Source organism: Kosakonia oryzendophytica (assembly GCF_027886705.1).
GTDB lineage: Bacteria > Pseudomonadota > Gammaproteobacteria > Enterobacterales > Enterobacteriaceae > Kosakonia > Kosakonia oryzendophytica.
Genome location: NZ_CP115659.1, coordinates 2,583,619 through 2,605,505 on the forward strand (window position 1 = coordinate 2,583,619; position 21,887 = coordinate 2,605,505).

Genomic DNA, 21,887 nt, shown 5'->3' on the forward strand with positions numbered 1-21,887 from the left:
AAATTTATGCCCTGTTACGATGTCATCATCTCCCCGTCCGGTTATCAGCGACCGGAGGAGGGGGTAAAAAGCTGGCGAACAGTCATACCGCATTCTGCTCACTCAGCCAATTTGAACTATTCGCGCGGATTATACTTACCGCAACACCATGAACAAAATGCATTTTTACGAACCCTGTGTGTGGCAGTGCGCGGTTAATCATGCCCGTCGTGTTTCGCCGCGAACAGATGCGTCATATCGCCGCCCATTCGGGTATTTTGTAGCGGTCTGAGCGCCGTGATGCGCTGGTTTAACGCTGTATCACATCGCTGAAGCTGGCACCAGGCCTCCAGCCAGGCCAGGTTGGTTGCGTGCTGTAAAAAAGCGCGATCCTGCGTTACCCCGGTTTGCTGTGCATAGGGGGCGGGGTCATCCAGCGAAGCAATGATTTTCGCGCCCAGCCGTTGTAATGCCTGGTTGTTTTCTGCCGTCACATCCACACCGTTCGCCCGCGCAAACAGGGCGATCATCACCAACGGCTGTATCGCGTAATTATGATAGGAAAAGGCCCGCTGTCGGCGGCGTAATTCATTGGGTAAAAATCCTTGTGCATCCACTTGCTGCATAGCGGTGCGGTAAATCGCCAGTGACGAGTCAAACAGATCCTGACGTTGGGTGACCACCGCAGTTGACATCAGTGCCCAGGCAGCCCAGTAGCTGTGGTTATTGATTTTATCCAGCGGCAGATCGCGCCATTCACTGGCAGTTAACGTTGCCAACTGGCTCAACCAGCGCGTGACGGTTTCCTGCTGCGCAGCATAAGCGGCAAGCGGGTGCGCCGGTGAGAAAACCAGTTGTAACCACGCCGAGGAGAAACTTGCCAGTGCCCATTTGCGCAGAGACTTGCCGGTATGATTCGCCGCTGCACCGGTTAATGCACCTGCGTTAGCCCACGCGCTAAGAGCGTTAACAACACAGGCGACATAACGCGGATCGCCGCTGCGTGCCCAGGCGATCACCTGCTTACTGACCAGACTCTCCATGGCAGTAATGTTTTGGGTTTGATCACGAAACGCAGCTTCAGCCTGCGGGTTAAGCGTGGCACGGGCGCTGTCGGAGCCTTCGTATTTACTGCGGAAATCGAGCGTGCCGGTAAACGGCGTGGGAACGGCAGGGCAGTTGACCGTTTTTGCTGCATCAACCCGATGCGCGGGCGGCTGCATAAAACCGGAAGGGGGGTGTAAACTGTCGGCAGCATGGGCCGCCACCGACAGGACGAACGACAAAAGAAACATCAGGACTGCTTTGCAGGGAACCATGCTGCGCCTCTTTTCCGCAACGGAGTCCGTGACTATAGCAGGGATCAGTTACCGCCAAAAACATGTACCGCGCGATGCAGACGGGCGGCGCGTTCAGAGAGATCTTCAGCGGCGCTGGTCACCTGTTCCACCATCCCGGTGTTGTTGTGCGTCATTGTGCCGATGCGGGAAACCGACTGGTTAATCAACTCCAGTGCCTGCGTTTGTTCATGCGTAGCAACGCCAATCTCTTTGATCATGGTGGACATATTAATCACGCTGTCAATCATGGCTGTCAGGTGCGTTTCCGTCTTCTCAACCATTTCCACGCCGCTTTTCACATTCGCCACGTTATGCTCGATCAACGACTGAATTTCCCGCGCGGCGGAAGCGGAGTGCTGCGCCAGATTGCGCACTTCGGCGGCCACGACGGCAAAACCGCGACCGGATTCCCCCGCACGCGCCGCTTCTACTGCCGCGTTCAGTGCCAGGATATTGGTCTGGAAGGCAATACTGTCAATCACACCAATGATGTCGACGATTTTATTGTTGTCCGCAGAGACAGCCTGCATCATGGCGATGGTTTTCTTCATCACGTCGCCGCTATTCATGGCACTGGCGCTGGTTTCATCGGCACGGGCCATCGCATCGGACGCCGTTTCCGCCGTTTGCCGCACCGCGCTGGCGATCTCTTCCACCGCCGCCGCAGTTTGATGCAAGTCAGCGGAGGTTTCTTCTGTGCGTTTTTGCAGGGACTCGCCTTCGCTGGTAATGCGCCCGCTAATGGTACGAATACCGTTAATCTGTGCGGAAACATCGCCAACCAGCGAGCTGAGATTTAACCCGGATTGGTTAACCAGTCGCATCAACAAACCAATTTCATCCACGCGGTTAAAATGCCGGTAGTCGGCTTTACGCCCGGAAACCACTTTCTGCATTTGCGATAAAATTATTTTCAGCGGGCGAGATATTTGGCTCTGCAAAAAAACGGAAAGCAGTCCGAGGATAATAATTGATGCACCCGCTTTGGTCGCAGCATTCAAGTCCGTATATTGTAATGCGACCAGAAGAGCAGCCGTAATTATGGTACCGAAATTGATACGTTTTGAAACATTGATGCGCTGAAAAAGAGATAAAAAAGAAAATAAACCACGGCGTACCACCAGCCCTTTATAGAAGCGATACCCTTTAAGTTTATTCTCATTAACTTGTTGATAGAGTGCCGAACTGGCATCCACTTCTGCACGTTCAGGAATATTACGCACAGAGATATAACCGGTTAACTGCCCCTGCTGATAAATAGGAGTAACGTTGGCACGAACCCAGTAGTGATCGCCGTTCTGGCGACGGTTCTTCACCATCCCGGTCCAGCTGTCGCCCTGTTGAATAGTAAACCACATATCGCCAAATGCCGCAGGGGGCATATCCGGGTGGCGAATAATATTATGTGCCGCCCCCATTAATTGATCTTCATTAAATCCGCTGGCGTCAATAAATGCCGTATTGGCATAAGTAATATGGCTGTGCGTATCGGTTGTCGACAGCAACGTCGTACCGTCGTTAAGCAAAAACTCTTTTTGTGTAACGTGAGTGTTACGCTTCATGAAAAAAACTCCACGATGGACCGCAATCAATGAGTTTTGCTGACGCGGTAATACGTGTGATTAATTTACCGGCCAGTGACTGTTGTTCGTTATTACCTGTGCATTTTCTACGAACTTATCGGCAACGGAAAGTAGCAACATTAAATATTTTTTTAGTCATGCTTACGCCTTAACTTTTAAATATTGTTATGATTTTGCGACAAAAAAAAGACTGATTAAAATCTTCGGCGAGATAAGTAAATCCTTAAGCTAAATTATCAGCCAGACATCCGATAAAGCATGAAAAATAATCGCAGAACAAACAGAAATGTTAACAGGAAAAATAGCTGTATTTACATTAAAACACTATTTCAAAGCCCACAGTGCCGTGCAACTTGCTGCTCAGTAATACAGCAATACTTAAATCGTATGACAACAGAGCGGATAAAGACATGATAATTTACAGGGTTAATAAGAAGGGTATCGCTTATTTTTACGGCGGTCACCGGCGGCGGAATATCCGCCGCCGGGAGATTAATGGCTGAGGATTTGATCGAGGAACTGGCGGGTACGCGGATGCGCCGGTTGTGTAAAGAACGTTTCTGGCGCAGCAGACTCGACAATGCGACCCTCCGCCATCAGGATCACATTGTCCGCCACGGTACGCGCAAAACCCATCTCGTGCGTCACCACAATCATGGTCATGCCGCTCTCCGCCAGATCAAGCATCACATCCAGCACCTCTTTGATCATTTCCGGATCGAGCGCCGAGGTCGGCTCATCAAACAGCATGATTTCCGGCTGCATACACAGGGCGCGGGCAATCGCCACACGCTGCTGTTGCCCACCAGACAATTGCAGTGGAAACTTATGCGCCTGGTTGGCTATGTGCACCTTTTCCAGATAGTGCATCGCCAGTTCTGTCGCCTGCGTTCGCGTCATCTTGCGCACCAGCGTCGGCCCGATAATCAGGTTATCCAGCACGCTTAAATGCGGGAACAGATTAAACTGCTGGAACAGCATGCCAATGCTCAAACGGATCCGGCTGATGTTGCGCACGTTGTCATTCATTTCGATGCCGTTCACCAGAATCTGCCCCTTCTGATGCTCTTCAAGACGGTTAATACAACGGATAAGCGTCGATTTACCGGAACCGGACGGGCCGCAGATCACCACACGTTCGCCTTTTTTCACGCTCAGCGACACCTCGTCCAGCACCTGGAATTTCCCGTACCATTTGCTGACCGATTTCATCTCAATTATCGCATCGCGCGATGTTATGTCCTGCATCAGGAGACTCCTTCAGGGTTACGGCGGGCATCAATACGTCCTTCCACCCACACCGCATAGCGAGAAAGCAAAAAGCCGAATAATAAATACAACGAGGCAATAAACACATATGACTCGATATAGTAGCGACGCCACTGCGGATCCTGCATCACCGCGCTGGTGGCCGTCAGCACATCAAACAGACCAATAATGATCACAAACGAGGTATTTTTCATCGCGGCGATAATATGGTTGGTCACCGCGGGCAGGCAGATACGCAAAGCCTGCGGCAGAATGATTTTGGTGGTGGTGTGCCAGTAACCGAGGTTCAGCACTGCCGCCGCTTCATACTGACCACGAGGGACCGATTGCAAACCGCCGCGGATCACTTCCGCCTGGTAACAGGCAAAGAACAACGCAATACCAATGATAATGCGCAGCAGTTTATTGACTTCCATATCCGCCGGTAAAAACAGCGGAAAAACATTCACCGCCACAAACAGGATGGTGATCAGCGGCACGCCGCGCAGACCTTCAATAAATACCACCGACAAGCCGCGCAAGAAGGGCAACGGTGAGCGCCGCCCAAGTGCCAGCATCACAGAGACGGGCATACCAATAATCACCGTGCCGGAAAAAAGCAGCAGCGTCAGCGGCAGGCCGCCCCAGTCCGCAGAGGGCACCGGTTTCAGACCGAATACGCCACCGCTCATCAGTGCCGACATTGTCGCCAGCGCGATGAGCCACAACGGCCATAACAGGCGCGAATGCCAGCAGGCGGGGGAAAGCGACACGCCCACAGTAATAAACCACACCAGCATTGCCAGCGCCGCACGCCACTGTTCATCATAGGGATACAGGCCGAACAGAATAGGGCGATACTTCTCGCCAATCACCGCCCAGCATGCGCCAGTCGCCGCCCGACATTGCTCCACATTACCGCTCAGCCCGACAGCGTTAATGACGCCCCAGCGCAGCAATGATGTTCCCACCATCAGGATCACTGTCAGCAGCAGAAGTGTCAGTACCGTTTGCAAAATGCTGCTGAAAAGATGACGTCGCAGCCAGAAAAGCACAGGGTTTTGCATCACGGTTCCTTAGCGCTCTTTAATGGCGACGTAACGGTTAAACAGGTTCATCAACAGGGACGTCGCGCCGCTGATAATCAGATATACCCCCATCATAATGGCGATCGCTTCCAGCGCCTGACCGGTCTGGTTCATTAGCGTATTACTGATATTCGCCAGCTCAGGGTATCCCACCACAACGGCGATGGAGCTGTTTTTCGCCAGGCTGACATACTGGCTGGCCAGCGGCGGCACCATCACCCGCATCGCCTGCGGAAGGATCACATGGCGCATCACATGCCACGGGGAAAAGGAGAGTGCCCGCGCCGCCTCAAGCTGCCCTTTGGGCACCGATTGAATACCCGCGCGAACGATTTCGGCAATAAACGCCGACGAGTAAAGGGCAATACCCAACAGCAGCGCAGTGAATTCCGGGCTAATGGTAAAACCACCTTTAAAGTTGAAACCGCGGAGTTCCGGGCGATTCAGTTCGTGCGGCGCACCAGCAAGCACCCACACCAGCAACGGCAGGCCGATAATCAGCGCAGCCCGCAGACGAGCCACCGGCACCATTTTGCCGTGGTGCTCACGCCAGCGACGCGCGACCCGTGCAAGCAGCACGCTCATGACACAGGCCGCCAGCAGCGCGATAAAGGCCCATCCCCAACCGCTGTGTGCCGCCGGGACGGCAAAGGTCAACCCACGGTTGGTTAAAAAGCCCATGCCGGGCAGAATGATCGCCTCACGCGGCGAGGGCAGGTTACGGATCACCACCGACCAAAAGATCACCTGCAAAATAACCGGTACGTTTCGCAACAGCTCTACGTAGCCGACACACACTTTCATCAGCAACCAGTTTTTCGACACCCGCCCGATGCCAACAATAAAACCGAGCACGGTGGCAAGCACAATGCCGCACACGGTGACGTACAGCGTATTGAGTAACCCCACGGCCAGCGCGCGGGTGTAGCTGTCGCGTGGCGTGTAGTCGATAAGTTTCTCGCCAATAGCAAATTGCGCACGCTGATGCAGGAAGCCAAAGCCGGTGGCAATACGCTGCGCGCGCAGGTTATCCACCACATTGCTGTAAAGCCAGTAGCTAAACCCTAAAAGCAGCGCTGCCAGCAAAAACTGGTAGCACCAGCTACGCACGGTTTTGCTGCCAAAAAAGGTGAAAAGGCGAAACACGGTGGACTGCCGGGTCGTGTCAGACGCAAGGGCAAGCGCACCGGAGTTGTCAGTCTGTTTCATCATTAAACATCAAGGTTATTACGGGAGTGGAGAAAGGTCACCCCACCGTCTGGGGTGACCCGGCGATTAACGGATCGGCAGACCGTAAAGCAAACCACCTTTGGTCCACAGATTGTTTAAATCGCGATCCAGCGGTTCAGTGCTCTGCGGGCCGAAATGACGGTTGTAAATGTCGCCATAGTTGCCCACCTGTTTGACAATGTTGTACACCCATTTATCATCCAGACCGAGTTTCTGCCCAAAGCCGCCAGTCACGCCAAGCAGGCCCTGTACATCCGGGTCGGTGGATTTCAGTTCAGCGTCGACGTTGCTCTGGTTGACGTTCATCTCTTCGGCGTTAAACGTGGCGTAAACAACCCATTTCACAATGTCAAACCACTGGTCATCGCCTTTGCGCACCGCCATGGCCAGTGGCTCTTTCGAGTAGATGCCCGGCAGGATGATATGGTCGTCCGGTTTTTCCGCATCAAAAGTTTTGATGCCCGGCAACGCGACTTTGTCACGGGCAATCACATCGCAACGCCCGGCAAGGTAAGCCGCAACATACTCTTTATTATTCTCAATCACCACCGGCGTGTAGTGCAGGTTACGCGACGAGAAAATCTGCGCCACATTCTGCTCGGTGCTGCTGCCCGGCGTGATGCACACCGTTGCGCCGTCAAGATCTTCTACCTTTTTCACGCCGCTGTTGGCACGCACCATAAAACCAGTGCCGGTGTAGAAGTTAGGCGGAGCGAAGTTCAGCCCCAGCGACACATCGCGCGTCAGTGAAGCGGTAACATTACGTGATAACACATCGACTTCGCCTGACTGGATCGCCGCAAAACGCTGGGCGGTAGAGAGCGGGGTGAAGCGCACTTTGGATGCATCGCCAAATACCGCCGCCGCCAGTGCGCGGCAGAAGTCCACATCCAGACCTTCCCATTGGCCTTTGCTGTCAATCGAAGCAAAACCGTGGCGGGCAGGGTGAACGCCGCACACCAGTTCGCCGCGCGCTTTAATTTTCTTCAGCGTGTCGCCATTTGTGACGGGCGCATTTTCTGCTTGCGCAGGGAAAATAAAACTCCCCAGCGTCAGCAACAATACCGACGCCGCAAGGTGGGTTTTCTTCAGCATGGCTATTCCTTTTTAAAGGGTTGTTGTCAGATTAACTAACTGTATTTATTTATTTTTAAATAACACATCCGTTTGTATACCTATGTTCTTCACCTATAACGCATTTGGCAAAGAACGAATTCAGTAAAGCATATATGCCAAAGAAGTAAGGAATTATTTCACCCATCCTTCTATACCCTGCCACAGCAGTTGCGCACTAAGCAGGATCATCGTCACACGAAACAGCACGCGGAACAGTTTTTCGGGCAAATTATCCAGCACCCGAGTCCCCAGCCAGGTACCGAGCGCGCCGCTGATAATCATCGCCGCCAGCACCGGCAACCAGTTGGCCCAGGCAAACCCCATCAACCCAAAGGCCAGGATCTTCAACCCGTGCTGCAACACCATACAGGTGGCATGGGTGGCGATCAGCGGCTGGCGTTTCAGTCCTTGCGAACTGATAAGACCGGCGACCATTGGCCCAGTGGCACCCACAATCATCGTGCCAAGGCTGCTGAGTCCGCCGCCGATGATAAAGAACGGGCGACTCAATGGCTTTTGCTCCCCGCGTTTACGCAGCACCGACCAGAGAATAAACATCCCCAACGCAATACGGGCAAGACTGTCCGGAATGATTGCGGCCACCGGTGCGCCCACGGCAATACCTACCGCGCTGCCGAGCAGAAACCACAACACCAGCGGCCACACTACGTGCATACGCTGGATCAGCGTACGGCTCAGGTTCGAGCCCATTTGCACCATGCCGTGAACCGGCATCAGACTGCTGACCGGCATGCCCAGCCCCATGACCGCCAGCAGGGCCGTGCCACCACCGAGACCCATTGCCGCCGTCAGCGCCGAGGTAAGAAAACTGCAAAACACCATTACGCCTGCAAACAGGGGCGATATTTCAGGGGGGATCCAGGTGATGGTCATTCGGGCATCCGGTTAGCGGTAATCATCCTGCAACAGGCGCTGATACAGCGCCTGCGCACCTTCCGCAGACAATACGCGACTGGCGCAGTCGAGGAATTTCTGTTCAATCAGGTTGTCAGGCAACGGAATTGCCGGGCTGGATCCCCGCGCTCCCGCCACACGCTGGCTGAATTGTCGGCCATCGGTGGTGGTCAGTGTCACAAACGCGCTATGTGTGATCTCTTCGCTGTGTTTCTCCAGCGTGACCTTGTGCATCAGGGCTTGCGTTGTCGGGTCGAAGAAGCGCGTATCGTCAATAAAATCATCCAGCGTCAGCGTGCCGGTGACAAACGCGCGCGCCACGCAATAATGCAGACTGAACTTCCCGGCGAGCGGGTTTTCCGGCAGGGGAATATTGATGTGCGGAAAACGAATCGGGTGAACCTTGATATCAATGCGTTCAATCGCCTCCGGTGAAAGCCCGGTCTCTTCGCGCAGCGCCAGGATGCCATCCAGCGGCGACAAAATCGCATAGCAGCAGGGGAAGTATTTGTAGTTGTTGCTTTTCACCGTATCAAGAATAAAGGGGGTGGCTTCCCAGCGTTCCGTTAGCGGCAGGGGATCGACATTTGCCTCGCCGTTATAAACGTGAAAATACCCCTGATGATGTTCAAACGCCGTCGCGCCAGCGCTGAATCCCTCTTTCGCCAGTTTGCACGCCATCACGGCACTGCGTGCTGCCTGGCCCACGGCTAACGCTTTGGTTTCGCTACCGAAGTTCGACTTGATCCCCGATGCCAGCGACGCCGTCATCGCCAGCGCAGTGGCCGTTTGTTGTTGATTGAGATCCAGCAATACTGCACAAGCGGCGACACCCGCGAAAACACCCACGGTGGTGGTCGGGTGCCAGCCGTGACGATACTGGAACGGGCTAACCGCTTTTCCCATGCGCACGGCAGTTTCATAACCCGTGATATACGCGCGCAACAGTGCTTCGCCATGGCGACCCTGTTCATCTGCCAGCGCCAGCAGCGCAGGCAGTACGGCCACAGAAATATGCCCGTGCAACCAGGAGTTGGAATCATCAAAATCAAGCAAGTGTGAGGAAACGCCGTTTAACAGGGCGGCATCCAGCGCGTTCAGTTTCAGGTCAGTGCCGAAGACGCGGCTGTTGCCGCTTGCGGCAGACGGCACAATGACGGACCGCAGTTTACTGGCGCCATCCTGTACGCCGCCAGCCAGCGTAACGCCGAGAGTATCAATAATGGCGGTACGCGCATTGCTGTATGCAGCCTGCGGAAACGCCTGCCGGGAGAACGCCAGTAAATTACCGGCAAGTTGTCGGGCAATGGTCATCTAACAGAGTTCCTGTGCAAAAAAAGAATCAGCGATCGCCCGCAAGCAGTTCCGTCATGCGGGCCAGTGAGCCTGGGCGCTCGAAATGGCAGGCCGCATCGTAGAGATCTGCGCTACGCACCGCACCGAGAACCGGAATAGTGAGGGCGTCAAACTTGGCGCGTAACTCCTCATCGCTCAGTGGGTTTTGCGCGTGGCCGCGATAGACATCAGTATGGGCGTGAAGCACCTCGCCGTCATCCAGCCAGACATCGATAAAAGCCGAACTGGCGGACTGACCGTCAACGGCTTCTACCTGCAGCAAAGGCAGCAGGGCGCGCGGTTGCGGATCGTCCACGGTTGCCTGCGTGAAATCGGTGTCCGTCAAATTGTAACCACTTAAAGCAAGGGTAATACAATGAGGGATACTGAATTTGCTCTCCAGCGGAGTACGCGGTTCCATAATCCCGGCATTGACCATCCCCATTGGGTGCACTTTGGCGCTAATACGGGTAATTTTCCGCCCTTGTAGTTGCGGGTAAATTTTTCGCGCAGTTTCAATCGACGCATGTGTGCCGCGGCAGCTGGCGTAAAGCTTGTAACCGTTGGTCAGCAGTTCCCAACTCTCGCCAAAGTCCAGCGGCGGTATTTCCGCGCTGCCATCCTGAATAAAGATTTTGACCCAACCGTCCGCTTCATAAAAATGGTGCGCGCCAACGAAGTTTTCTGCCGCCAGTTGCGCCGCCATAATGCCATCCATCGCTGCTTTACCGGCATGGAAAGGCTTGCCGTGCGTCCCGGAGGATTTTTGCAGCCCCCCCATCATGGTCGCCGCAGCCCCAAGCGCATTGCGAATCTGCTCTTCAGAAAGTTGTAAAATAGCGGCAGCAACCGCCGCTGCACCGGCGCGTCCAACTACCGACGTGGGGTGGAATCCCCGGCGTTGTAGATTGCGTCCGACGCCGGGTACCCAACCGCCGCCCAGTTTTGCCATCACTTCAAAGCCGGTAATAAACGCGAGCAGCACTCTCTCTTCTTCGACCGGATACGCCTGCGCCATCGCCAGGGCGGTAGACCAGCACGGTCCGCCCGGGTGTCCGGCACCGGCAGGGTGTGTATCGTCGTAATCCGCCGCATGTGCCATGGTGGCATTCACCAGCGCGGCAAGAGCAGGAGTTGTCGTTCCCGAAAGGAACATGCGCGCATCACCAACGGCGTTCCAGTTTTTTGCCACCTGGCGAACCGCGGTTACGGCATCGTCATTAACCGCGCCAATCGCCACGCCGAGATAATCAATCAGGGCGCGTTTTGCTTCATGTCGAACGGCGGGGGGAATAGTGAGTTGATGAGCCTGGTGAATAAACTGGCTGAGCTGTTCTCCACGGGTTAATGCAGCGTCTCTTTTTTTAGTCATCGTGAAACAAAGATCCCTGGTGTTGACCTATAAATATAAAAGCAGAAACTCTCTTTGTGTTTATTTGAATTCATTTGTATACAATGAATGTAAAATAAACATAGCAGCCATTCCGTAAACGTCAAAAGATGTTTTTTAGATAAGCAAAGAATAAAAAAAGCATAGACGTCACCTATCCTGTGGCAAGATGTCCGACGGCAGGGTGCCAGCCTTTATCAGGGTCATCACACAGACAAACGGAGCTTAAACGTGAAATCGACGGGTCGCGACACAGGCTTAACGCCTTTTGAAATCTTGCTTTCCGCCATTGAAGCGGGGGATCTGCAACCAGGGGAACGTTTGCAGGAAACACGACTGGCAGAACAGTTTGGTATTAGCCGTACACCTATCCGTGAAGCCCTTCACCGGCTGGAGACTCTCGGGCTTGCCGAGCCTGGCCCGCAGCGTGGGTTGATCATTGCCCACATCGGTTATGAGCGGCTGCGCCAGCTGTTTGACGTTCGCGAAGGTCTGGAGCGTCTGGCGATGGATCTGGCGGTCACGGCCGCCTCCAGCGAAGAGATTGCACTGTTGCAGGAGATGGTGGATATCGAAGCCACACTGACCGACAGTAAAGCACTGCACGATCATAACCGTATGTTCCACCGTCAGATTTATCGCGCAACGCACAACCCCTATCTGAATGAAATGCTGGATAACTTGCGTATTCACCTGTCGCTGTTGCGCAACACCACCTACGAATTGCCGGAGCGTACTCTTGAAGCCAAACGTGAACACCAGGCCATTGTCGATGCGCTGATCCGTCGCGACCGCGCAGCGGCCCAGGATGCTGCCAGTCAGCATATTCGCAATGGCTATCGCGCACGGCTCACTATTTTAAGCCAACGAGAACGCTAAAAGAATGGCCCTTAATTGGCCGACGAGATTTTAACATTCTTGCTAGACTGGCGTGATGGCAGCATCTATGTAGATTTTGTGTGGGCATTTTGAGGGCAGCATTTCGTGTTAGCGACTTTGATTTACCGTAGCCGACTGAATCGAACATTAGATCCCTCTCAACTGACTAACCTTGTCGAGCGAGCAAGCCTGCGTAATTCACAATTGCAGGTAACGGGCATCTTACTGTTCGACGGCGATCATTTTTTGCAGGTTCTTGAAGGACCGCTGGCGTCTGTCAACGCTGTTTTTGAACGAATCAAACGGGATCATCGCCACGGTAATGTGGTGGAGCTCTTACGCGATTTTGCACCTCGTCGTCGCTTTGTCGATCGCGGCATGACGCTGTTTGATTTACGCGTAATGAAGCCGGCAGCAGCACTGCGCGCTATTCTGCGGTTTGGCACGTTGCGCTACCAGTTGGCCAGTATCGACCGCGTATACAAATTTATCCGTAATTTTATCGCTTCGCAGAATAACAATGATCGGGTACGCAGTACGTCGCCGGAGCACTGGTGCTTTGTCTGTAAGACGCCGCCGTTCACGCACACCAACGCGCCGGTCTTCACCGAACAACCCTGCCAGTTTGCCTTTCAGCCCATCATCGAGCCACTGCGCGGGAATATTTCCTCTATCGAAGCGTTGATCCGCGGCCCAAACGGCGGCAGTCCGCTGGAGTATTTCTCTAGCATCCCGTCGGACAAACTGCATGAAGCCGATCTGGCGTCCAAAGCTTGGGCGCTGGCGATGGCCAGCCGTATGGGGATCGGCAATCATAAGGTGGCGATAAACCTGTTGCCCATGTCGCTGGTCAAAATCCCCGGTGCAGTGGATATTTTGCTCAGTCATATTACGCGTAACAATCTCAATCCCGGGCAGATTATCGTTGAAGTAACGGAAGACGAAGTGATCTCGGGGTATGAAGAGTTTACCTGGGCTATTCGCCAGCTTCGCGCCGCCGGTATTGGCCTCGCCATTGATGACTTCGGTTCCGGTTTCGCCGGGCTATCGCTACTGGCGAAGTTCCAGCCGGACAAACTGAAAATCGACCGCACGATCGTGACCGATATCCATCTGCATGGCCCGAAACAGGCGATTGTCAAAGCCATCATTGATTGCTGTGCAGAACTGCAAATCACGGTGGTAGCAGAAGGGGTCGAAAAAGTGGAAGAGTGGTGCTGGCTGGAGGCAGTCGGCATTGAACGTTTCCAGGGCTTCCTGTTCGCCCGCCCGGTGCTCAATGGTATCTCGCCCATTAACTGGCCGCACAGAATCTCACGCTAAACAACGTTATATGCCCGTGTTGCCCGCTCTGACTTCCCCTGTGTAAAAGCAGGGGCCAACTCCCGCTTAACGCCTGTTCGGTGCGAATGACGCGCTTATTTGGCTTATAAATCATCGTGCTTCTATGCTTAACAGAATAACAGTGGATGTGGCTTTGGAGGGATAATGAAATTCAGGAAAAATGTTGCGCGTGCACTCGCGCTCAACTCATCTCTTGGCCGCAGTATCACTTTTTTTATGGCAGGGCTGCTGTTAGCTGGCATTGTCACCTGTGTCTGGACGCTGACGCGATCGTGGGACAAGACCGTGCAGGACGCGGAGCGTAGCGCCATTAATCTCTCTGTCTCGCAGTCACGCCAGGCAGAAGACACTTTTTTGCAGGCGGAGCTGGTCCTGCGTGAAGTGCGCCGCAATATTCCGCAGGAAGGGCTGGCGTCGATCACCATTCCTCCCTTTAACACCTATCTGGCCGAACTGAAAGATCGGGTTCCGCAGTTGCATGGCGTGATGGTTTTTGACGCGCAGGGGATAATGCTGGCCACATCGCTCGACAAACGCCCGCTGATGACTAACTACAGCGATCGTGAATACTTTATTTATCATCGCCGCAACAATCACGGCAGTCTGCACATTGGACATGTGATCCGCAGCCGCTCCACCGGGGACATGGTGATCCCGGTATCGTTACGTATCAACGATGCGGCAGGCGGTTTTGAGGGCGTATTGCTGGCCACGGTAAAAGTGGAGTATTTCCGCCATTTCTATGGCTATTTCGAGCTTCAGGATCGCGACCTGCTGGCGTTATTAACCACTGACGGCACGACCTTATATGTGCGCCCGTATGGTGATGAGACCATCAACCAAAACCTCTCCTCCAGCCCCTTGTTCACCCGCGAATTGTCGCAAAAAGATCGCGGCCACGGCACCTGGGTGTCCACGCTGGATAACATAGAGCGTATTTATGGTTTTGCCCGCTCGGAGCGCTACCCGCTGGTGGTTGCCGCAGGTTACGATAAATCCGCCTTGTGGAATAGCTGGTTACGCGGCAGCCTGCCGGATATCGTTTTAAACGCCATGCTGCTGCTCGGCACGCTGCTTATGGGCGCGATCATTTTCCGCCAGGTCCGGCTTAACGTACGAAATCAGACGCAACTGGCGACGCTGCGGGATGAGCTGACCAGCATTAACCACACGCTGCAACTGATGGCGCTGGCCGATGGTCTGACCGGGCTTGCCAACCGCCGCCAGTTCGATCTGTTCTTGTCGCAGAGCCTCAAAAACTCAGCGCAAACGCAAAAACCGGTGTCACTCATCATGATCGATATCGACTACTTCAAACGCTATAACGATTTTTACGGCCACGTTGCCGGAGATAACTGTTTACGGCTGGTGGGCGATATTCTGCAAAAACTGCAACTGAACAAGAACGACCTGATTGCCCGTTATGGCGGTGAAGAGTTTGCCATCATCCTGCCGGATACCGGGCCAGAAGCAGCGCTGTTTGTTGCACGACGCGCCGTCAGTATGGTAAGAGGGGCGAAAATCCCGCACTCACAGGCAGGCGGGCAGCACGCAGTAGTAACCATTAGCGCAGGGTGTTACAGCGTGATTGCCGATGCTGATTTTGATGACGCCATTCGCCTGAAGGAGGGTGCAGATAAAGCACTTTATCAGGCGAAGATAGAAGGGCGTGACCGTGCGATGGCGACCAGCGATAGCTAAACCGTCAGATCGCGGGTCAGATAGTGGCGCTGCATTCCCGGTTGCGGGAAGTCCGGCAGCGTCATTTTCAGTACATACCCTAATTTTTGATAAAACGGCAAGGCCTGAAAACTAAACGTATCCACCAGCGCATGGCGGCACCCCATCGCCAGCGCCTCTTTCGCCGTACGCTGCATCAGCTCACGTCCCAGTCCGGAACCACGCCGATCTTCATGCACCCACACATAGTGAATATTCAGCCATTCGCCTTCCTGTCGGGCAATTACACCACCTTGCATCACATCGTGCTCATCACGTGAATAGACCGCCAGATGCCCCCACAAACTGACATCAATAAACTGCTTATTGTAACGTCTTAGCCCCGTGAACAGTTCTTCCTGATCCTGCGCAGTGATGTCGTGCTTCACAATCAAACCCATGCGATTTTCCTTTCAAACGTTAAGTCCCGACATCGTAATAAAAAAAAGCCCGATAACGCTACGACTATCGGGCCTTCGGCAGGCGACATACATCAACAGGCTTACAGTTTCTTCAGAAACGCCAGCAAATCATCGTTTAACTGGTCCTGGTGGGTTACCGCAAAACCGTGCGGACCGTTGTCATACACTTTCAGCTCCGCCCCGGCGATCAACTCAGCCGACAGTTTGCCCGTTGCTTCAAACGGCACGATCTGGTCATTGCTGCCATGAATCACCAGAGTGGGCACATCCACTTTCGCCACATCCGGACGGAAGTCGGTTTCAGAAAAGGCAGTGACGCAGTCCAGCGTGCCTTTTAGCGATGCCAGCAGGGCAATATTCAGCGTTTGCGTCAGCACGCCCTCAGAAACCTTCTGCCCGGCGTTCAGACCGTAAAACGGGGTGGCAAAATCACTGATAAACTGTGCGCGATCTTTACGCAAACCCGCCTGGATACCGTCAAATACGCTTTTGTCCACACCCTGCGGATGATCGGCAGTTTTACCGAAAATCGGCGTCACCGCACCCAGTAACACCAGGCCCGCAACGCGTGCGCTACCGTAACGGCCGATATAACGGGTCACATCGCCGCCGCCCATTGAGAAGCCCACCAGGGTTACCTCATTGAGATCAAGCGTCGTGATCAGATCGTTAATGTCCGATGCGAAGGTATCGTAGTTATAGCCGTCCCACGGTTGATCGGAACGCCCAAAACCACGGCGGTCAAACGCAATAACACGGTAACCACGCTCGGCGAGGAAATTGAGCTGGCTGTCCCACATATCACCATCCAGCGGCCAACCATGGCTGAACAGCACCGGCTTACCCGTCCCCCAGTCTTTGTAATAAATCTGAGTACCATCCTGCGTCTTAAATGTGCTCATCTGCTTACCTCATCGTTAAGTAGTGGGTGATTGCCATAAACTTACCGCTCACCGGGCGCTATCAGATACCGCATAACCGGCGAGACGCCGCCCCGGTGGAACGCCAGCACGCGCTCCTGAATCAAACGGTCATTGACCGTATGACGCTCATGCTGGCGCAAATGCTCAATCCACGATCCCATCAACCAGGTTTCCACGAACACCCCAGGCTGACGGATATCCTCGTACACTGCCCACCCCATCGCGCCAGTGCGTCGCCGCACACGCCGCATCTCCTGGATGGCCAGCATAAAGGGTTGTGCTTCCTGCGGTTCAATCTGGTATTCACAACTCACCAGCACCGGCCCGCGTTCATGAGCCACGGTCATCTCAACTAAGCCGTCCGGCGGCCCGATAAGATCGAGATTCAGTGCGGCATCTTTTTCCAGCCGCCAGCGTAAAACTGTAGCAGCCCCCAGCAACATTCCCACTGTCGCCGCACACAGCGACCATGAAATGCCATACGTCGAGGCCAGTTTTCCCCAAAGGGCGCTGCCCAGCGTCATCGAACCGAAAAATACCGTCAGATAGACCGCCAGCGCCCGTGCTTTCACCCAACGCGCCGCGCTCCGCTGCGCGCCAACGTTAAGCGTCGACAGCACAGCTATCCATGCAAACCCGGTGAAAAACTCAAACAGATTCAGCAGCCAGAAATGACGGACAAACGCCAGCGCCAGCATGGTCAGGGCAAACAGTAAACTGGCCGATACCATCATCTGATCGGCATTCAGTCGCTTACGCAGCGTCGGCAGCACCACGGCACCGCAAATCGCTCCCAGACCAATGCAGGCGAGCATAATGCCGTAACCGCCTGGCCCGAGCCCCAGTTCACGGCGTGCCACCAGCGGCAGCATTGCCCACCCGGCGCTACCAAAGAGGAAAAAAGCCACGGTGCGCGCCAGTACGTTGCGCAGCACTGGCGCCGCATGCACATAGCGTAGTCCGCCACGGATAGCGGTAAAGAAGTGCTCAGGCGGCAGGCGTTGCAGTGTCGTTTGTGGTTTCCAGCGGTGCAGCACATAGCCGACGCCCAGCACGGACAGGGCGTTGAGCATAAATACCATCCATGGCCCGGCAAACGAGAGGATCAAACCGCCTAACGCGGGGCCGATGGCACGACTGATATTGATCCCCAACGAGTTGAGGGCAATCGCCGGGCTGAGCTCCTGTTTTTCCACCAGATCCGGCACGATGGCCTGAAAAGCAGGGGAACTGAGCGCCGCGCCGGTGCTGAGCAAAAACGTGGCAGCCAGCAACACTTCCGGTGTGACATTGCCGGTAAATGACAGCAGCGCCAGCCCTGCGGCGGCACAGAACGTCCACACCTGCGAAAAAAGCAGGATTTTGCGACGCTCGACAATATCCGCGAGCACCCCGGCAGGCAGGACAAACAGGAACATCGGCAGACTGCTGGCCGCCTGTACCAGTGCCACCGCCAGCGGATCCGCACTCAACGAGAGCATCGTCCAGTTCACGCCAATATCGCTCATCCATGAGCCAATATTGGACACCACCGTCGCAATCCATAGCATGCGAAACACGCGCTGACGCAGCGGTTGCCAGGCCGATCCAGAGGGTTCTCCCGCAGAAGGTGGTGACACTGTCACTGCTGCATGCAGTTCGTTTTGTTGCGTCATGCAAGGGCTCCTCTGGCAGGCAGGGTGACGCACCAGCGACCCGGCCCGGTCAGCAACAGGGTGGTAAAGATAATCAGCAACAGCCAGCCGAATTGCCCCTCCGCCAGCGACCAGTCCGCATGCACCACCAGCATCGCCACCAGTAAAACGACGATGATCGGCACACATGCCAGACGCGCCCAGAGACCGGCGATGATAAACAGCGGGCAGACAACCTCGGCAAAAATGGCCGGTAACAGGCTCATCCACGGGCCGAAACCGAACGGATCCTCGATGTGCGCCAGTTCGTCGTTAAAATGGACGATTTTCGGCAGACCGTGTACATACAGCAGCAGCAGACTGCCTGTCAGGCGCAGGAATAACAGCCCCATATCAATACGGGGCGCAGAGACCGGAAATGTTGATGTTTTCATGATGTCAGAACGCAAAGCAGCTACAGCCAAGGGCACCCCAGAACGCGTTCTCATCCGCTACCGGCACGGCGGAGCCGCGGGCGATATCATGCTGATGAACGTGAACCCCACACGGCCCGGAACAGTGGTGCATCCCCGCAGCCTGACCCACACGCGCCGTCTGTGGCGGTGCGCTGCGATAATGCCCGGGCACGTTCACCACAGGAGACCACTCCGGCAGTACCGGGATCGCCGGTGGTGCTAACGGTGCAAAACGACCTGCGGCATACACAATCTCACCGCCCACCACCGTCAGTACCGACTCAATGCCTTTGATCTCTTCTTCCGGCACGCGGAAATAGTCTTTACTCAGCACCACCAGGTCTGCCAGTTGACCGGCTTTGATCTGACCTTTTTTCCCCTGTTCGCTGGAGAACCAGGCACTGCCTTGCGTCCACAGCAACAGGGCGGTATCACGATCGAGTCGCGCACTGCTTTCGTACATCTGCATACCGCCGACGGTACGCCCGGAGACCAGCCAGTAGAGTGCCGTCCACGGGTTATAGCTGGCGACACGAGTGGCATCGGTTCCCAGACCAACCGGCAACCCCGCTTCCAGCATGCGCGCTACCGGTGGCGTATGTTTCGTGGCTTGCTGACCGTAGCGCTCGGCGAAATACTCGCCCTGAAACGCCATCCGGTGCTGTACAGCAATGCCGCCGCCCAGCGCTTTGACACGCTCAATATTGGCTTCGGTAATGGTTTCCGCATGGTCGAAGAACCAGTGCAGACCATCAAAGGGGATCTCGCGATTCACTTTTTCGAACACATCCAGCATGCGGCTGATGGACTCGTTATAGGTGGCGTGCAGGCGGAACGGCCAACGGTGTTCGACCAGGTGGCGTACCACGCGCTCCAGTTCCTCTTCCATACCTGCTGCCAGATCCGGGCGCGGTTCAAGGAAGTCCTCAAAATCTGCTGCGGAGAACACCAGCATTTCACCTGCGCCATTATGGCGGAAGAAATCGCTGCCCTGACCGGGCGTCAGCATGTCGGTCCATTTTTCAAAGTCTTCCAGCTCATGCCCCGGACGCTGGGTAAACAGGTTATAGGCAATGCGCACCGTCATCTGTTTTTTGGCGTGCAGTTCGGCAATCACCTCATAATCTTCCGGGTAGTTCTGGAAACCGCCGCCTGCGTCGATAGCGCTGGTCAGGCCGAGGCGGTTCAGTTCGCGCATAAACTGGCGCGTGGAATTGACCTGCTGCTCCAGCGGCAATTTCGGGCCTTTCGCCAGCGTAGCGTAGAGGATCATCGCGTTCGGGCGGGCGATCAACATGCCGGTAGGGTTGCCGTTACGGTCACGCTGGATCTCGCCGCCGGGTGGGTTAGGGGTATCGCGTGTGTAACCGACCACCTTTAGCGCGGCGCGGTTAAGCAGGGCGCGATCGTAGAGATGAAGGATAAAAACCGGGGTGTCCGGTGCAGCTTCGTTGATTTCATCCAGCGTCGGCATGCGTCGCTCGGCAAACTGAAACTCTGTCCAGCCGCCCACCACGCGCACCCACTGCGGCGAGGGGGTACGCAGCGCCTGTTCTTTCAGCATACGCAGCGCATCCGCCAGTGAAGGAACGCCTTCCCAGCGCAGTTCCAGGTTGTAGTTCAGCCCGCCGCGAATCAGGTGCAGGTGGGAGTCATTAAGACCCGGGATCGCGGTCTGACCCTGCAAATCGATAACCTTGGTGCGCTCGCCCTGCCAGGCCATCACCTCTGCGGCAGTGCCGACGTTGACAAACTTTCCGTCACGGATGGCAACCGCGTCGGCAAACGGGTTTTCGCGATCGACCGTGTGAAACTGGCCATTAAGCAATATCAGTTCTGCGTGTGTGAGCGAATCCATCATTCCTCCAGTCTGAGTCGGCGCATAGCGGCCGGTAAGCATTGGGAGGGATTATGGCGACGGGAATAAAGCGCAGGATAGTTGTACCAAAGTATAGGTATACCAAAGGATAGTTATACGATCAGATAATGGTTTTGCCGGGGCGGGGTACCTACCATGCAGCCAACGATAGCGATGACCCGTCGTTTGCTGTCTGAACATAGCGTTCTTCACTTTAACCTCTATGGGTACTGATATGACAACCTCGAAGCTTGAAGTCCTGACCCCGGCTAACTGTCAGTTAATCTTTATCGATCACCAGCCGCAGATGGCGTTCGGCGTGCAGTCCATTGACCGCCAGGTGCTGAAAAACAATACCGTCGCGCTGGCGAAAGCCGCGAAGGTCTTCAATATCCCGACAATCATTACCACCGTGGAAACCGAAAGCTTCTCCGGCAACACCTATCCTGAACTGCTGGATGTGTTCCCGGAGCAGGATATTCTGGAACGCACCTCAATGAACTCCTGGGACGACCAGAAGGTGCGCGATGCGCTTGCTGCTAACGGCAAACGCAAAGTGGTGGTTTCCGGTCTGTGGACAGAAGTGTGCAACAACACCTTCTCGCTGTGCGCCATGCTGGAAGGCGACTACGAAATCTATATGGTGGCCGACGCTTCTGGCGGCACCTCAAAAGAGGCACATGACTACGCCATGCAGCGCATGATTCAGGCGGGCGTGATCCCGGTGACCTGGCAGCAGGTGATGCTGGAGTGGCAGCGCGACTGGGCGCACCGCGAAACCTACGACGCGGTCATGGCGATTGTAAAAGAGCACTCTGGCGCGTATGGCATGGGCGTTGATTACGCCTACACCATGGTGCACAAAGCGCCATCCAGAGCCAAAGCCGGTCACCGCACGCTGGCACCGGTTCCGGCGCGTTAAGCGCCTCGCTGACCGGTACCGACCGGTCAGCACACTTCCTTCATTTATTCCCGGCAGGAGAAAGCCATGAATATCGGCCTGATATCGTTCGCCACCGGCGTGCTGATCGGCGTGATCTACGCACTGCTGAAAGTACGCTCTCCCGCGCCGCCCGCCATTGCACTGGTCGGTTTGCTTGGCATGTTGCTGGGCGAACAGCTGATGACCACCCTGATAACACACTCAAGCGCAGGGTAAGCCTATGAAATCCTGGATTGTCTCACTCCTTGTCGGTGTTCTGGCAGGGGGGATTTATGCTTTACTAAAGGTTCACTCGCCCGCACCGCCGGTGGTCGCGCTGTTCGGCTTGTTTGGCATGCTGGTGGGGGAACAACTGGTTCCGGCCATTCGCAGGCTGATCGCCCGCGAACCGTTAACCCTGGCGTGGTTTCGCCATGAGTGCGTGCCCAAAATCAGCGGCGCGCCGCAGCCTGAACGTTCAGACTCGCCGCCGCATTAGCGATGCCC

At 55.1% G+C, this 21,887-nt stretch carries 20 protein-coding genes; 6 read left to right on the plus strand and 14 right to left on the minus strand.

Going from position 1 to position 21,887, the window contains the following annotated elements; genetic code table 11:
• Positions 1 to 194: 194 nt before the first annotated feature.
• From O9K67_RS12545 to O9K67_RS12585, 9 genes are all read right to left on the minus strand, one after another.
• Positions 195 to 1,274: a mannuronate-specific alginate lyase gene (locus O9K67_RS12545; protein WP_271044593.1), complete on the minus strand. Its 1,080-nt coding sequence runs from the start codon at positions 1,272 to 1,274 to the stop codon at positions 195 to 197.
• Positions 1,275 to 1,342: 68 nt separating this feature from the next.
• Complete coding sequence (locus O9K67_RS12550) at positions 1,343 to 2,881, minus strand: methyl-accepting chemotaxis protein (protein WP_061495860.1); 1,539 nt, start codon at positions 2,879 to 2,881, stop codon at positions 1,343 to 1,345.
• 513 nt (positions 2,882 to 3,394) lie between these two features.
• The gene (locus tag O9K67_RS12555; RefSeq protein ID WP_061495858.1) at positions 3,395 to 4,150 is read right to left on the minus strand and encodes an amino acid ABC transporter ATP-binding protein; all 756 of its coding nucleotides are present in this window, start codon (positions 4,148 to 4,150) and stop codon (positions 3,395 to 3,397) included.
• Positions 4,150 to 5,217: an amino acid ABC transporter permease gene (locus O9K67_RS12560; protein WP_061495857.1), complete on the minus strand. Its 1,068-nt coding sequence runs from the start codon at positions 5,215 to 5,217 to the stop codon at positions 4,150 to 4,152. The genes O9K67_RS12555 and O9K67_RS12560 overlap by 1 nt, the downstream gene beginning before the upstream one ends.
• Positions 5,218 to 5,226: 9 nt before the next feature.
• Complete coding sequence (locus tag O9K67_RS12565; RefSeq protein ID WP_061495854.1) at positions 5,227 to 6,450, minus strand: amino acid ABC transporter permease; 1,224 nt, start codon at positions 6,448 to 6,450, stop codon at positions 5,227 to 5,229.
• Positions 6,451 to 6,513: 63 nt separating this feature from the next.
• Entirely contained in the window at positions 6,514 to 7,563 is a 1,050-nt protein-coding gene (locus O9K67_RS12570; RefSeq protein ID WP_061495853.1) for an amino acid ABC transporter substrate-binding protein, read from the minus strand.
• Between the two features lie 153 nt (positions 7,564 to 7,716).
• Complete coding sequence (locus O9K67_RS12575) at positions 7,717 to 8,478, minus strand: sulfite exporter TauE/SafE family protein (RefSeq protein WP_061495851.1); 762 nt, start codon at positions 8,476 to 8,478, stop codon at positions 7,717 to 7,719.
• A gap of 12 nt (positions 8,479 to 8,490) precedes the next feature.
• Positions 8,491 to 9,813, minus strand: a complete 1,323-nt coding sequence (locus O9K67_RS12580; protein ID WP_061495849.1) for an MmgE/PrpD family protein — start codon at positions 9,811 to 9,813, stop codon at positions 8,491 to 8,493.
• A 28-nt stretch (positions 9,814 to 9,841) separates the two neighbouring features.
• Complete coding sequence (locus tag O9K67_RS12585; protein WP_061495847.1) at positions 9,842 to 11,206, minus strand: MmgE/PrpD family protein; 1,365 nt, start codon at positions 11,204 to 11,206, stop codon at positions 9,842 to 9,844.
• Positions 11,207 to 11,455: 249 nt separating this feature from the next.
• Here O9K67_RS12585 and O9K67_RS12590 point away from each other — a divergent pair, with 249 nt between their 5' ends.
• The 3 genes from O9K67_RS12590 (at position 11,456) to O9K67_RS12600 (ending at position 15,148) form a co-directional block, all read left to right on the plus strand.
• The gene (locus O9K67_RS12590; protein WP_061495846.1) at positions 11,456 to 12,103 is read left to right on the plus strand and encodes a GntR family transcriptional regulator; all 648 of its coding nucleotides are present in this window, start codon (positions 11,456 to 11,458) and stop codon (positions 12,101 to 12,103) included.
• 105 nt (positions 12,104 to 12,208) lie between these two features.
• Positions 12,209 to 13,426, plus strand: coding sequence for a diguanylate phosphodiesterase (locus tag O9K67_RS12595; RefSeq protein WP_061495844.1), 1,218 nt, complete (start codon positions 12,209 to 12,211; stop codon positions 13,424 to 13,426).
• Positions 13,427 to 13,591: 165 nt separating this feature from the next.
• Positions 13,592 to 15,148 (plus strand): GGDEF domain-containing protein, encoded by a 1,557-nt coding sequence (locus O9K67_RS12600; RefSeq protein WP_061495842.1) that lies wholly within the window; start codon positions 13,592 to 13,594, stop codon positions 15,146 to 15,148.
• On the opposite strand, the gene O9K67_RS12605 is transcribed toward O9K67_RS12600, so the two are convergent.
• The 5 genes from O9K67_RS12605 to O9K67_RS12625 all read right to left on the minus strand — a co-directional run bounded on the left by O9K67_RS12605 (position 15,145) and on the right by O9K67_RS12625 (position 20,458).
• The gene (locus O9K67_RS12605; protein WP_061495840.1) at positions 15,145 to 15,567 is read right to left on the minus strand and encodes a GNAT family N-acetyltransferase; all 423 of its coding nucleotides are present in this window, start codon (positions 15,565 to 15,567) and stop codon (positions 15,145 to 15,147) included. The two genes, O9K67_RS12600 and O9K67_RS12605, sit on opposite strands and share 4 nt — an antisense overlap.
• Before the next feature lie 101 nt (positions 15,568 to 15,668).
• On the minus strand, positions 15,669 to 16,490 hold the full coding sequence (locus O9K67_RS12610; protein ID WP_061495838.1) for an alpha/beta fold hydrolase: 822 nt from the start codon (positions 16,488 to 16,490) through the stop codon (positions 15,669 to 15,671).
• A gap of 41 nt (positions 16,491 to 16,531) precedes the next feature.
• Complete coding sequence (locus O9K67_RS12615) at positions 16,532 to 18,166, minus strand: MFS transporter (RefSeq protein ID WP_061495837.1); 1,635 nt, start codon at positions 18,164 to 18,166, stop codon at positions 16,532 to 16,534.
• Positions 18,163 to 18,579, minus strand: a complete 417-nt coding sequence (locus O9K67_RS12620; RefSeq protein WP_061500026.1) for a DoxX family protein — start codon at positions 18,577 to 18,579, stop codon at positions 18,163 to 18,165. Before O9K67_RS12620 ends, O9K67_RS12615 begins: the two co-directional genes overlap by 4 nt.
• A 4-nt stretch (positions 18,580 to 18,583) precedes the next feature.
• A complete protein-coding gene (locus O9K67_RS12625; RefSeq protein ID WP_061495834.1) occupies positions 18,584 to 20,458 on the minus strand; it encodes an amidohydrolase in 1,875 nt (624 codons plus the stop codon).
• 235 nt (positions 20,459 to 20,693) lie between these two features.
• On the opposite strand from O9K67_RS12625, the gene O9K67_RS12630 reads away from it, so the two are divergent.
• The 3 genes from O9K67_RS12630 (at position 20,694) to O9K67_RS12640 (ending at position 21,879) form a co-directional block, all read left to right on the plus strand.
• Entirely contained in the window at positions 20,694 to 21,380 is a 687-nt protein-coding gene (locus O9K67_RS12630; RefSeq protein ID WP_061495832.1) for a hydrolase, read from the plus strand.
• 66 nt (positions 21,381 to 21,446) lie between these two features.
• Positions 21,447 to 21,617, plus strand: a complete 171-nt coding sequence (locus O9K67_RS12635) for a DUF1427 family protein (protein WP_071890019.1) — start codon at positions 21,447 to 21,449, stop codon at positions 21,615 to 21,617.
• Between the two features lie 4 nt (positions 21,618 to 21,621).
• Positions 21,622 to 21,879 (plus strand): DUF1427 family protein, encoded by a 258-nt coding sequence (locus tag O9K67_RS12640; RefSeq protein WP_061495830.1) that lies wholly within the window; start codon positions 21,622 to 21,624, stop codon positions 21,877 to 21,879.
• Positions 21,880 to 21,887: the final 8 nt, after the last annotated feature.

Coding starts and splice junctions, on each gene's coding strand:
- O9K67_RS12545 (WP_271044593.1), bottom strand. CDS start 1,274: ATGTTTCTTTTGTCGTTCGTCCTGTCGGTGGCGGCCCATGCTGCCGAC.
- O9K67_RS12550 (WP_061495860.1), bottom strand. CDS start 2,881: ATGAAGCGTAACACTCACGTTACACAAAAAGAGTTTTTGCTTAACGAC.
- O9K67_RS12555 (WP_061495858.1), bottom strand. CDS start 4,150: ATGCAGGACATAACATCGCGCGATGCGATAATTGAGATGAAATCGGTC.
- O9K67_RS12560 (WP_061495857.1), bottom strand. CDS start 5,217: ATGCAAAACCCTGTGCTTTTCTGGCTGCGACGTCATCTTTTCAGCAGC.
- O9K67_RS12565 (WP_061495854.1), bottom strand. CDS start 6,450: ATGATGAAACAGACTGACAACTCCGGTGCGCTTGCCCTTGCGTCTGAC.
- O9K67_RS12570 (WP_061495853.1), bottom strand. CDS start 7,563: ATGCTGAAGAAAACCCACCTTGCGGCGTCGGTATTGTTGCTGACGCTG.
- O9K67_RS12575 (WP_061495851.1), bottom strand. CDS start 8,478: ATGACCATCACCTGGATCCCCCCTGAAATATCGCCCCTGTTTGCAGGC.
- O9K67_RS12580 (WP_061495849.1), bottom strand. CDS start 9,813: ATGACCATTGCCCGACAACTTGCCGGTAATTTACTGGCGTTCTCCCGG.
- O9K67_RS12585 (WP_061495847.1), bottom strand. CDS start 11,206: ATGACTAAAAAAAGAGACGCTGCATTAACCCGTGGAGAACAGCTCAGC.
- O9K67_RS12600 (WP_061495842.1), top strand. CDS start 13,592: ATGAAATTCAGGAAAAATGTTGCGCGTGCACTCGCGCTCAACTCATCT.
- O9K67_RS12605 (WP_061495840.1), bottom strand. CDS start 15,567: ATGGGTTTGATTGTGAAGCACGACATCACTGCGCAGGATCAGGAAGAA.
- O9K67_RS12610 (WP_061495838.1), bottom strand. CDS start 16,490: ATGAGCACATTTAAGACGCAGGATGGTACTCAGATTTATTACAAAGAC.
- O9K67_RS12615 (WP_061495837.1), bottom strand. CDS start 18,166: ATGACGCAACAAAACGAACTGCATGCAGCAGTGACAGTGTCACCACCT.
- O9K67_RS12620 (WP_061500026.1), bottom strand. CDS start 18,579: ATGAAAACATCAACATTTCCGGTCTCTGCGCCCCGTATTGATATGGGG.
- O9K67_RS12625 (WP_061495834.1), bottom strand. CDS start 20,458: ATGGATTCGCTCACACACGCAGAACTGATATTGCTTAATGGCCAGTTT.
- O9K67_RS12630 (WP_061495832.1), top strand. CDS start 20,694: ATGACAACCTCGAAGCTTGAAGTCCTGACCCCGGCTAACTGTCAGTTA.
- O9K67_RS12635 (WP_071890019.1), top strand. CDS start 21,447: ATGAATATCGGCCTGATATCGTTCGCCACCGGCGTGCTGATCGGCGTG.
- O9K67_RS12640 (WP_061495830.1), top strand. CDS start 21,622: ATGAAATCCTGGATTGTCTCACTCCTTGTCGGTGTTCTGGCAGGGGGG.